11 protein-coding genes are annotated in these 11,639 nt (G+C 49.7%); 7 read left to right on the forward strand and 4 right to left on the reverse strand.

Annotated elements, in window-relative coordinates:
• Nucleotides 1-257: 257 nt before the first annotated feature.
• Nucleotides 258-1,265 (forward strand): phosphotransferase, encoded by a 1,008-nt coding sequence (locus tag AAF564_11780; protein MEM8486221.1) that lies wholly within the window; start codon nucleotides 258-260, stop codon nucleotides 1,263-1,265.
• A 32-nt stretch (nucleotides 1,266-1,297) separates the two neighbouring features.
• Nucleotides 1,298-2,614: an aminotransferase class III-fold pyridoxal phosphate-dependent enzyme gene (locus AAF564_11785; GenBank protein ID MEM8486222.1), complete on the forward strand. Its 1,317-nt coding sequence runs from the start codon at nucleotides 1,298-1,300 to the stop codon at nucleotides 2,612-2,614.
• Between the two features lie 7 nt (nucleotides 2,615-2,621).
• Here AAF564_11785 and AAF564_11790 read toward each other — a convergent pair whose 3' ends face one another.
• The 4 genes from AAF564_11790 to AAF564_11805 all read right to left on the reverse strand — a co-directional run bounded on the left by AAF564_11790 (nucleotide 2,622) and on the right by AAF564_11805 (nucleotide 4,992).
• On the reverse strand, nucleotides 2,622-3,101 hold the full coding sequence (locus AAF564_11790) for a MarR family transcriptional regulator (protein MEM8486223.1): 480 nt from the start codon (nucleotides 3,099-3,101) through the stop codon (nucleotides 2,622-2,624).
• 105 nt (nucleotides 3,102-3,206) lie between these two features.
• The gene (locus AAF564_11795) at nucleotides 3,207-3,623 is read right to left on the reverse strand and encodes a DUF6855 family protein (protein MEM8486224.1); all 417 of its coding nucleotides are present in this window, start codon (nucleotides 3,621-3,623) and stop codon (nucleotides 3,207-3,209) included.
• A gap of 12 nt (nucleotides 3,624-3,635) precedes the next feature.
• The gene (locus AAF564_11800) at nucleotides 3,636-4,115 is read right to left on the reverse strand and encodes an SRPBCC domain-containing protein (GenBank protein MEM8486225.1); all 480 of its coding nucleotides are present in this window, start codon (nucleotides 4,113-4,115) and stop codon (nucleotides 3,636-3,638) included.
• A gap of 79 nt (nucleotides 4,116-4,194) precedes the next feature.
• Nucleotides 4,195-4,992, reverse strand: coding sequence for an RNA polymerase sigma factor (locus tag AAF564_11805; GenBank protein MEM8486226.1), 798 nt, complete (start codon nucleotides 4,990-4,992; stop codon nucleotides 4,195-4,197).
• Nucleotides 4,993-5,151: 159 nt separating this feature from the next.
• On the opposite strand from AAF564_11805, the gene AAF564_11810 reads away from it, so the two are divergent.
• From AAF564_11810 to AAF564_11830, 5 genes are all read left to right on the forward strand, one after another.
• Entirely contained in the window at nucleotides 5,152-5,907 is a 756-nt protein-coding gene (locus tag AAF564_11810) for a hypothetical protein (protein ID MEM8486227.1), read from the forward strand.
• Between the two features lie 23 nt (nucleotides 5,908-5,930).
• A complete protein-coding gene (locus AAF564_11815) occupies nucleotides 5,931-7,541 on the forward strand; it encodes a DUF547 domain-containing protein (GenBank protein ID MEM8486228.1) in 1,611 nt (536 codons plus the stop codon).
• A gap of 66 nt (nucleotides 7,542-7,607) precedes the next feature.
• Nucleotides 7,608-8,840 carry a POTRA domain-containing protein gene (locus tag AAF564_11820; protein ID MEM8486229.1) on the forward strand — a complete coding sequence of 411 codons (1,233 nt, stop codon included), beginning with the start codon at nucleotides 7,608-7,610 and terminating at the stop codon, nucleotides 8,838-8,840.
• 145 nt (nucleotides 8,841-8,985) lie between these two features.
• Nucleotides 8,986-10,683: a gamma-glutamyltransferase gene (gene ggt / locus AAF564_11825; protein ID MEM8486230.1), complete on the forward strand. Its 1,698-nt coding sequence runs from the start codon at nucleotides 8,986-8,988 to the stop codon at nucleotides 10,681-10,683.
• 159 nt (nucleotides 10,684-10,842) lie between these two features.
• Nucleotides 10,843-11,352, forward strand: a complete 510-nt coding sequence (locus AAF564_11830; GenBank protein MEM8486231.1) for a hypothetical protein — start codon at nucleotides 10,843-10,845, stop codon at nucleotides 11,350-11,352.
• Nucleotides 11,353-11,639 lie beyond the last annotated feature (287 nt).

Raw genomic sequence — 11,639 nt, forward strand, 5'->3', positions numbered from 1 at the left:
GATGCTCCCGTATTTAAACTACTTTTCGCGCAACCCATAGGTACTTTCGACGCATTACCACAATCCGGTTTTGCGCATTTAGCATCATCCAGGCTGTATCGATTAAGAAATGGCGCTGTATAGATGTTATGGGTTGTTATCAGGGCATGCGTGTTTACGGCCTGTAACCCGACACAAATGTGCGAGATAGCATTTTTTATTTTTATAGATAGGCGTCGCGCACGCTCAAACAGAACCATAGGTGTTTTTAATACCAAATGAGACCTGCATTTACCGAAGTTGAAGTGGCAGCGCTCTTGACGACGCACTATGGCTTCACTGGCAAAATCAAAACCCTACCCAGCTACAGCGACCAGAATTTCCTCGTTGATACAGCAGATGCACGTTTTGTGCTAAAAATTAGCAACTCAGATGAGCCTTTTCCCGTACTCGATTTTCAGCAGCAGGCGCTACAGCATCTTGGTATCAAAGCGCCGGCCCTTGCGCTACCGCACGTCATTCCATCCCAAAATGGCGCTTTACTCACGGAAGTAGCCGCTCCCCGCAACAATACACATCATCTGGTATGGATGGTTAGTTTTCTCTCTGGCCAATTCATATCAGACCTCCAATCCCATCCCCCACCTCTCCTGCACAACCTCGGCATTTTCATGGGCACCCTCGACAAGGCCCTCGCCGGCTTTGTACATCCCGGTATGCACCGCACCCTGCAATGGGACCTCAAACATGCGCCTAATCTGACAGAAAAACTGCCACATATCAAAGATTCTGGCAAACGGCGTCTGGTTGAACATTTCCTGCGACGATTTGATGAACATGTGGTGCCTGTTTCCGGCGCATTGCGCCAGTCTGTAATCCACAATGATGCAAATGACAACAACGTGCTGGTTGATACCCGCAATAACACAGCAATTGGAGGTATCATAGACTTTGGGGATATGGTGTATACCTACACAGTCTGCGAAATTGCCATAGCCATAGCGTACATGATCCTCGGCAAAGAGCAACCGCTGGAAACGGCCATGCCGATCCTCCGCGGATATCAATCTGTGTATCCGTTAACCGAGCAAGAATTGGCAGTATTGTATGATATGGTTTCCATCCGTCTCTGCACCAGTGTTTGCATGTCCGCACGTGAACGAAGCCTTGCACCCGACAATGCCTACCTCGCCGTTAGCGAACAACCAGCATGGCATGCGCTCGAAGCCCTGCAACACCTTAGTGTCGCGCAAACAACAGCAACTTTTCAGACAGTATTAACTTAATTTTAGTCATCCGAGCTACGCACGGCAGCTCAATGGCGTCAAAAAGCACAAGCATGAACAGGGAAGAAATTCTTCAGGTCCGCAGCAAGCACCTCGGCAAATCCCTCAGCACCTCATACAACACACCGCTTGAAATTGTACGGGGAGAGCAGCAGTACCTCTACAATAAAGACGGTCGGCAATTCCTGGACTGTGTCAACAATGTATGCCATGTTGGGCACTGCCATCCCCACGTCGTCCGCGCTGGCCAGCAACAAATGGAAGTGCTTAATACCAATACGCGGTATCTACACGAAAACCTCGCCCTTTACGCGCGCCGGCTTGCCAGCATGTTTCCGGATCCACTTTCTGTTTGCTTTCTGGTGTGCTCGGGCAGCGAAGCCAACGAACTGGCCCTACGCCTTGCCAGCACGTATACAGAAAGCCGCGAATTGCTCGTACTTGATGCGGCTTATCACGGCAATACAGGTGCAACGGTAGACATCAGCCCTTATAAATATGAAGGCAAAGGAGGCTATGTACAACGCGATCATGTCACAAAGGTCATGCTACCAGATGGGTACCGGGGCCCCTACAAATACGACGACCCCGATAGTGCCTCCAAATACGCCGGCCACGTTGCAGAAGCCATTCAACAACTCGCGACGGCAGGGCGCCGGCCCGGCGCTTTTATCGCAGAGTCACTTGCCGGCTGCGGTGGGCAGGTGGAATTCCCTTCCGGATACCTCGCTGCCGCCTATGAACACGTCCGGGCAGCAGGCGGTCTGTGTATTGCAGACGAAGTGCAAGTAGGGTTTGGTCGTGTTGGCAGTCATTTCTGGGCATTCGAAACACAAAATGTGATACCCGACATAGTGACCATGGGTAAACCCATTGGCAATGGCCATCCAATGGCTGCAGTGATAACAACGCCAGCTATCGCCAATGCCTTCGCCAACGGCATGGAGTATTTCAATACTTTTGGCGGCAATCCAGTATCCTGCGCCGTGGGACTGGCGGTGTTGGATGTAATCGCCAATGAAGGATTACAACAACAGGCCTGGCAGGTAGGCAAAAGCTTGAAAAAGCAGTTGAGCGCCTTAAAAGAGAAGCACGCACTTATCGGCGACGTACGGGGACGGGGACTTTTCCTGGGTGTCGAATTGGTACGTGATCACGAAACGCTTGAGCCGGCCGACACGGAAGCCGCACTGATTGTTGAGCAAATGAAAGAGCGCGGCATACTCCTCAGTACAGATGGCCCTTTACATAACGTGATCAAAATCAAACCCCCCTTGCAGTTCAATATGAGCAATGCCAAACACGTTGCGCACACCCTCGATGAAGTGATGCGGACATTTGCCCCATAAGGCAGCGTCAGGCATCAGCGGGATCGTGGGTATAGATTTTTTCGGCAATCCGGATGAGATGGGCCATGTCTTCTGCACCAAGATGCTCGGCAAAACGAACGTTCAGCGCATCAATCTCTGCGTCAATTTTCCCGAGAAGCTCCCGACCGGCTTCCGTAATCCAGTGCAAGCTCTGCCGGCGATCCTGCTCCGACCGTTCGCGCCGTACCCATCCCTTGTTCACAAGCTGGTCCATCAGCCGCGTCACGTCAGGGGCGGGGTCAATCATGCGCTCGATAATGTCGCACCGTGGGTAACCCTCATCTGTTGCCCCACGCAAAATGCGCAACACGTTGTAGTAGTTGAAATTCAACTCATACTTCTTGAAGATCGTGTCGGATTGTCGGCGCACATGCACTGCAGCAACCATCAACGCAAGCGATGACTCGTGAGCAGCACTCTGAAAATCGACATTCTGCTTCAGCTTGTCTTTTAGAGGAATACGCATGTCAGCGGGGTCCTACAGGCAAAAGAAATCACAATGACAACATCGTGAATATGACCTTGTCTGGTACCTGAACCACTCTTTACGTGTTCCAACACAAAAAAACAATTACGCTGCCCGCATCCGGTTATTGCGCTTGTTATGCTCTACCTCAGCCAGCCCAAGTAACTCCATAAGCGGCGGAATGTACATTGCAAAACGCCCGCGGTAGCCCTTTCGCAGACCATACCAACCACCAATTGGATTTTCGTCAGAACGCGCCCAATGCTCAACCGTACCCGGTTTTGCTTCCTGCTTTTCGTCTTTACTGCCCAACAAAATCCAGTCTGCATGTGCATCTAACATGGCATACAGATCAGCAATACACCGGAAATCATAATACAGTATCGTCTTCCCAACGGTGCATACCAGCCGCTCTATCCCATCTTTTTCATCAACATACATCTCGTAGCCAGATGATAGTGGTGGCGTTTTTAATTGCCAGGGATTTTCTTTTCCTCTTTTCTCAATTGGATGCTTGGACATAGCATTGGGGCCTCATCCCTGGGATTGTTGAATGTGTTCAGCTTCTGCTTTCAGATCAGCAGCAAATTGTTCAAAGCTTGCATCAAACGATGGAATGAAGCGGCCATAAAGCGGAAACATGAGCCCCCCAATACGCTCGGTCATAGAAAAACGGATGGTGTTAGCGTCAACTGGCTCAAGTGTATACACACGTTCTCCCTGACCATCTCCCCATACCAGCTGTTGTTCAGACGTGAAGCCCTTTACTTTTAACTTAAACGTTCTTTTTTCATCCAGCGTGGACTTGAGCTTGATGGTCTCGCCGAGGCGTATCTGCCCTTCGATAGATACGACAGTTGAATTCCAACGATTAAAATCAGAGGCATTAGTAAGCAGGGCCCAGATGATCGTAGGATCGGCATGAATTAGCGTTTGAACAGCGGTAGTTCTGGTAAAAGTTGTTTTGGTTGTTTGCGCAACACCTTCCTGCAATGGTGGAGTTTGAGTTTGCATGTTCTGTTTGCTTTGAGATTGCGAAATACGTCCTTTTATTATGTGGACGATCGGCAGCAATAAAACGATAGGATTTTGCTTATTTTTTTTTCAGAGAGGCTTCCATCACTTGCCGGTTGTGCTCAAGGTGGTGTAATTGTAGTTCTGCCGCACCCGACTCAAAGGGATCCAGCTCTTGCAAAATTTGCATGCGCAGGTCGAATAAATGTGCTTTATCCTCCTTCTCTGCATCGCGCGCCATTTTGATTTTCGCGACTTCCTCGGCTTGCTTTTGATCTGGATTAAAAATGCCATTCAGTTCGGTGCACTGGTGACACACGCCGGCTTTGTTGATCAGCGAGCACCGGCCATCAAACACGTCAATCATTTTCCCGCGTCCGGTATGCAGGTAATACTTCACCATCGCTTCCGTTTGCGACATGATGCCGGCGATTTCGCCCACTTTGAACCCATATACTTCTTTGAGCCACAAACAAATCTGCTGTTCGAGCGGCAACGACCGAGACACACAGGTATAGCAAAAAGCGATGTGCTCCTTGATCTCGAAATTACCCTGCGGCGACGTAGCGCGGATTTGCATCGCTTCCTGAAAGAACTGCCGGTTTTGCATTGCAGCCTCTTTGCAAATATCGGTTACGTTTTCCGGCCATCGTTGCTGGGCCCGCAGATGATCCTTAGCTACATTGGATGCAATGGTAAAGAGCCACGTTTTGAGGCTTGATTCGCCACGAAAACCGGCAAGTCCTTTATGGGCTTTCAAGTAGGTATCCTGAACAAGGTCGTCTGCGTCGCGCGAACTGGTGGTCATTCGCAACAAGTAACCACGCAATTGCGCTCGAATTTCTTCAAACCCTGTGGTCAACTCCTCTGTAGTCATGGGTATATTTGTTGTATAGAAAACTTGCTTTACGGATAAACCCAGGATTGTTGCTTCGACACGAAGCGCTTGCTGATTTGGCAACACGACGGCGGTGTATGCATAAAAAATACATACCCTCCCCGCTACCTAAGTCCTAAAATTTTGAAAAATAACTACTTGCGCCAAATAATACTATGCACCATCGCTTGTATAGCCTGGGGATGTGACAGCACCAACACGCCTCCGGAGCCCGTAAATTTGCTGGCATTTGTAGGAGAATCATCGCTACCGTTTTCCGACCAATTGATTGCCTGCGCCGGCGGCGGCGACCAGGATACGGTCACGCAACCCGGAACGCCAATATCTGTCTATTATTATCCGATTAATGGCGCGCAGAATTTTCGGTATTTCGAAACCGAAGACATCAACATGGACCCCGCTGATTTATCACACTACACTGAGGTCCAATTGGAAGATCGGCCCCTTTTCAACGGGTACCTGCGCCGCTTTATGAATGTGCCGCTGAATACGGAAAAATGGGCCCGTGTGGTATATGAAACGCAGGATAGCTTGCACGTTTCGAATGCAATTCGGCTTAAATATCCCGTACTGCCAACAACTTACGACAGCAGCAAAGTACTCGTTGATATAAACGGTACAACGCCCACCTTCCGCTGGCCAGCACACGACAACCCGCTGGATGTAATTTACTTCCAGGTTATCTCCGACCGTAACGGCAACCTGATCTCTGGCACGTATACCTTTGACAAGACATTCACATTTTACAATTTGGATAACGTGGTTTTAAACATTCGTGATGTTTCTCCGGCGCCGGCACTGGATCTTGGAGAAACCTACCGATTTACCCTTATGACGGTCAGCAGTGACAACTGGGTAAATCTGATTGCAGAACGAACCTTTACCACGGAGTAGTTTTCCGTATACACATATAAACCATGAAAACTTTAGCCCAACGCGTACAATTTCTGTTCACTACCGTAGTTATCCTGCTGTTTACCAGCCAGATAAGTCAGGCACAGTCTATCAATGCCTTTTACGATGACGTAGATGCTTTTATGAGCAAATACGTTGATAACGGACTGGTGGCCTATGGGGTGATCAAAGACAAGCCGGCTGAACTGGATGCCCTGCTTGCGCAAATTGCAATCCTCGACCGGACAAGCCTCTCTGCGGCCGATGAAAAAGCGTATATGATCAATGCTTACAATGTACTGGTCATCAAAAACATCATCGACCACTATCCCACAGCCTCCCCAACAGCGGAAAACGGGTTCTTCGACCGCGACAAATTTCAGGTAAGCGGCAAGTCGCAAACCCTGGATGAACTGGAAAAAGGTGACTTGTATGTAAAATACCCAGACGCGCGCCTCCACTTTGTACTGGTGTGTGCCGCCCTCGGGTGCCCGCTCCTTGTTGAAGATGCTTACCGGGGTGACATCCTCGAAACCCAGCTCGATACCCGTACCAAACACACCCTGAATTCCGAATTCTACGTAAACGTATCATCCGATGGCAGCCGCGTTGATGTCTCAGAATTATTTTCCTGGTACACAGACGACTTCACAAAAGACGGGCTTTCGGTCGTAGGGTATCTCAACCAGTACCGCAAAGACTCCTTGCCGGAGAATATCAAGGTTGGTTTTATCAAATACGACTGGACCTTGAACGACGACAAAACAAAAGGTATGACGGGCAGCCTTGATGTATTGGAGACGGACCCAGGCAATACGTTGCTGCAGGGCCAGAACCTGCAGGCATTAACGCCCTCTACCCTGCTGGTACCGGGGCAGGTTGACGTCAAAGTGTTCAACAACCTCTACACCCAAACAGCTTTTTTTGATGATGGCGGTTCGCGCGTTGATACGGACCGATGGACGTTTTTTACGAGTATTATTTCGTTCCAGGTTGGCATCACCGAGCGGCTTAATCTTGGCCTGGATCTTTATCCGAAAGCTGTGCGCGTAGGAGATCCGGGGAGTTCACCACTTTCCGTGCTACAATTCTCAACCAACAACAACGCAAACGCTGCCCTGGCCGCGCTTGCACCAAAAATAAAATTTAACCCGCTCAAAAACGTCCCCAATCTGGCAGCACAGGTTGCGCTGTATCTGCCGTTGACATCCGATCTCGAAGGCTCCCAGAGCGGCCGGCCCTTCCTCGATTACGACGACACACAGTTATGGGCACAGGCTTTCTACGACCTGCCCTTTAATGAAGCGCTACTCCTCTATCTCGAAGGTGGTGTTTTCTTCAGAAATGACTCGGCCTCCGAAAACGCAAACAACGAATTTATCTTTCCTTTCAAAGGTATTCTGAACTACTTTGTAAACGATCGGTTGACAGTATACGGCCTGACCGAGTTTACACCTTCTTCGCTAGAGCAAGATGCGTCACTTTTCAGTACCTTGTATACGCAAGTGGGTGCTGGTGTCAAGTTTCAGGTCACGCCCCGCTTTGAAATTGAGACGCTTGCCACAATTTTCCCCTTTGGCTACAATAAAGGCGCCGGGCAGACGTACAATTTCGGATTCCGATATGTTCGCTAATCGTCTTTAATTCCTTTGAAACCCTGGATCAAGGGGTGCCTTTCGGGCCTCTGCTGCTTATTTATCTTGCTTCCGCAAACAGGATTTGCCCAGGAAACAATTGAGCAAATTTCTTTTCAAGGTTTGAAAAAAACCCGGGTATCGTTTGTCAAACGATTTTTGCAGTCCCGGGTGGGCCAACCATTCGATCCGACCACCGCAGAAACGGACGAGCAGTCGATCCGAAATCTTCAGCTTTTTTCTTCGGTAGAAAGCCGGCTGGTGCAGCAAGATGGCAAAACCACGCTTGTTTTTGACGTAACAGAGTTGATCACCCGACTGCCTATCACCAACTTTGGCGGCATCACCGACAATTTCTGGCTGCAAATCGGAATGAACGATTTCAACTGGCTCGGCCAGGGTGGATTCTTTGGTGGCTATTACCAGTACTACGACCGCCACTCGATAAAACTCTTCTCCATGATGCCCTACCTGTTTAGCGAGCGATTGGGTCTCTCCTATATCGTAGGCAGACAGGCCACCGAAGAGCCGGCTTACTTTAGCGATACCACGCTTGATTTTGACGTAAACCGTTGGGAAGCCACAGCCCTGCTGCGTTACGAAATCTTCCGCGATCCGGCAAATCAACGTGCCTTGATCCTGGAAGGCGGCGGCGGCTACCTGAACGAAACGTACATTCTTCGAGAAGGCGCCACGTTCACTTTTCCTCGCCGAACAGTCTTTGACAAGTACTTTCTTAAAACATCACTCAAACATCGAAACCTAAACTACTTCTTCCACCACATAGAAGGGCACGTCTTACAAACAACGCTGGAGTACGTTGAAACCATCACCAACGGTGACAAATTTTGGAAATGGTTTAACGACTGGCGATTTTATTGGCATATCGGCAAACATGCCAACCCGGCTATTCGCATTGTTGCCGGCATATCGAGCAACGACGACTCCCCTTTTGTGCCCTTTGTACTTGATAGTTATCTCAACGTCCGCGGCTCGGGCAACCGTGTTGCGCGAGGGACCTCCGAGCTTACTGTAAATATTGAACACCGCCAGACAATCTACGAACGAGCGTCGTGGGCCCTCGAAGCCGTTGCTTTCCTGGACGCCTCTGCATGGCGCCCTGGCAATGCCCCATTAAGTACCATGTTCGAACGGCAAAATATTGTATCTTTTGCTGGCGGTGGCGGCAGGCTACACCTCCGTCGAATCTACAATTTTTCACTGCGACTCGATTACGGTATCAATACATCGGATGCCTCGACACGCGGATTTGTACTCGGCGTAGGGCAGTACTTCTAAATTTAAACAAATAAACCCTGCCTGGTTTATTTGTTTACTGTTGCAGGTTAAAGGTTGAAAGTTTTTTGCCTTATTTATTTGCCCTGACCTACTGCGACTACATCGCCATTTTTCAGTATACGTATACAATCCCTGATTAAACATTATGCTCAGGTATATTACGCTTTCCTTTCTTGTCCTTTTTATATCTATCCCCGCAGTTGCACAGCAGGGCCGCATACCCGTCCCCGCGGATAGCGGCATGGTGGTGAGCAGCCATTACCTTGCTTCAGAAGTTGGAAATGAAGTACTAAAAAATGGTGGCAACGCGGTTGACGCAGCCATTGCGACAGCCTTTGCGCTTGCCGTTACCCTCCCATCTGCCGGAAACATCGGCGGCGGTGGATTTCTTGTATACCACGGTGCAGACGGCTACACCACGTCGTTCAATTTCAGAGAAAAGGCGCCACTCGCTGCTACAGAGACGATGTTTCTGAATCGACGCGGAGAAATACACCAAAATTCCAACCACGAAGGCGCCTTGTCTGTTGGTGTCCCCGGCACGGTTGCCGGCCTTGCATTGGCGCACGAACGACTGGGTAGCAAACCATGGGCAGAACTGGTGTCTCCCGCAGTGAAGTTGGCGGCAGAAGGTATGCCTTCCACTTGGGCGATGCAAGGATTTCTGCGCCGGCTGGCGCGCGCACCAAGGACCTACCCTTCAACCAATAAAGTTTTCCTGAAACCCGGTAATGAAATGTATGAACCGGGAGAAATCTGGAAGCAGCCGGACCTCGCCAAAACCCTGGAGCGCATCCAGGAAGCAGGCAAAGATGGATTCTACAAAGGCGAAACGGCGCGCCTTTTTGCACAATTTATGCGTGCCAATGATGGCCTGATCACAGAAGAAGACCTCGCACTTTATGAAGCCGAAGAGCAGGCGCTTATCCACGGCACCTATCGCGGCTACGATGTATACGCAATGGCACCTCCTAGCTCTGGTGGCGTCGCGCTCGTTGAAATGCTCAATATTCTGGAAGGGTATGACCTGAAAGCACTGGGCCACAATTCCGCCAGCTACGTGCACGTGCTCACGGAAGCCATGCGCCGGGCTTATGCAGATCGTGCGTTGCATATTGGTGACCCCACGTTCAACGCCGACATGCCCATTGAGCGCCTCACCTCAAAAGACTACGCAGCTGCGTTACGTGCCACCATCAACATGGATCAGGCATCAGTAAGCGACCCAACGTTGTTTAGCGACCCTTATCATGAGAGTGAAGAAACCACACACTTCTCGGTGGTGGACAAAGACGGTAACGCTGTATCGCTCACCTACACCCTCGAACACAGCTACGGATCAAAGATGGTTGTAGATGGCGCCGGCTTCCTGCTGAACAATGAAATGGGCGACTTCAACCCTATCCCCGGCCGGACAACAACCAAAGGCCTCATCGGAACTCCCCCCAACCTCGTCGCGCCACAAAAACGTATGCTATCCAGCATGACACCAACCATTGTGGCCAAAGACGGCAAGCCTGTTCTGATCATAGGTACACCGGGTGGGCGAACCATTATTAACACTGTTTTACAGGTAATTTTGAATGTTATCGACCACGACATGTCGGTTGCCAGAGCCATCGAAGCCGGCAGATTTCATCACCAGTGGCTACCCGATGAAACGAGGGTTGAAGAATACGCCTTGTCGCCTGACACCAAAAAACTCTATGAAGCACGCGGGCATTCCATCAGCTTCAGAACATCGATGGGTCGAGCAATGGGCATTTACATCGACTACGACGAAGGGCTTTATTACGGTGCAGCAGATTCCCGCAGTTACGATGGAAGAGCGATAGGTCATTAAGTGCGCGCATATAAATCCTACGGATTCATATGCACGTTGTTGAAAGTTGCAGGTTACTGGTTGAAGGTTTTTGGCCTTATATCATTCGTTTTTCCGATGTGGGGATAAACACAAACTGAATATCGAGATAAGACCTAATCCCTAACTACGACGACCACTATGAAAACTTTTTTTTCGCTGCTGTTTGCCTGTTGCATCTCAACTACGGCTTGGGCACAACTGGGCACCGAAACATCGCGTCAGTCGCTAAAAGATATTCGGGGATTTTATGTGCAGGTTGATATCGAAGGAAGTGTCGGCTTGACATCCGACGAGAAATTAAATGCGTCTGCGATTAATCAGCGGGTTAAGCAACAGTTGCGTAACGCCGGCTTGCAGGTCATTGAACCAACCGAAGTGCTCGACCAACCTATAGAGCCCTACCTGTACCTGCATATCAACATGATCGAAATGGAAAAGGGCCTGGTCCCGTTTTCTACAAGCCTCCAGTTCTACCAGCGTGCCACGCTCGAAAAGCAAAAGAAGAAGAAAACCACCATGGTTGTCTGTACCTGGGACACCGGGGCTGTCGGGCTGGTATCGTATGACAACCTCGATATGATCGCAGAATCAGCCATCGCGTCTGTAGACGAGTTCATCGACGACTTCAGCCACGCGAACAAGCGTTGAAGGAATGCAAACTTCGACATTCAAAATTCCTTGTTCGGTGTCAGGGGTGTTCAGAAAAAATAGTAGCTGTCAAAGTTCAGTTCGTTATTAGCAATTTAGTGTGCTGGACGTCCACCAAATGCGCGGCGATGTGCGAGGGACTTTTATCGAAGCGTTTTCCTGAATAAAATTCCCTCGCACATCGCCGCGCATTTGGTGGACGTCCAGCACACTAAATTGCTAATAACGAACTGAACTTTGACAGCTACTATTTTTTCTGAACACCCCTGACACCGAACAAGGAATTT

The organism is Bacteroidota bacterium (assembly GCA_039111535.1).
Lineage (GTDB): Bacteria > Bacteroidota > Rhodothermia > Rhodothermales > JAHQVL01 > JBCCIM01.

Coding starts and splice junctions, on each gene's coding strand:
- AAF564_11780 (MEM8486221.1), top strand. CDS start 258: ATGAGACCTGCATTTACCGAAGTTGAAGTGGCAGCGCTCTTGACGACG.
- AAF564_11785 (MEM8486222.1), top strand. CDS start 1,298: ATGGCGTCAAAAAGCACAAGCATGAACAGGGAAGAAATTCTTCAGGTC.
- AAF564_11790 (MEM8486223.1), bottom strand. CDS start 3,101: ATGCGTATTCCTCTAAAAGACAAGCTGAAGCAGAATGTCGATTTTCAG.
- AAF564_11795 (MEM8486224.1), bottom strand. CDS start 3,623: ATGTCCAAGCATCCAATTGAGAAAAGAGGAAAAGAAAATCCCTGGCAA.
- AAF564_11800 (MEM8486225.1), bottom strand. CDS start 4,115: ATGCAAACTCAAACTCCACCATTGCAGGAAGGTGTTGCGCAAACAACC.
- AAF564_11805 (MEM8486226.1), bottom strand. CDS start 4,992: ATGACTACAGAGGAGTTGACCACAGGGTTTGAAGAAATTCGAGCGCAA.
- AAF564_11815 (MEM8486228.1), top strand. CDS start 5,931: ATGAAAACTTTAGCCCAACGCGTACAATTTCTGTTCACTACCGTAGTT.
- ggt (MEM8486230.1), top strand. CDS start 8,986: ATGCTCAGGTATATTACGCTTTCCTTTCTTGTCCTTTTTATATCTATC.
- AAF564_11830 (MEM8486231.1), top strand. CDS start 10,843: ATGAAAACTTTTTTTTCGCTGCTGTTTGCCTGTTGCATCTCAACTACG.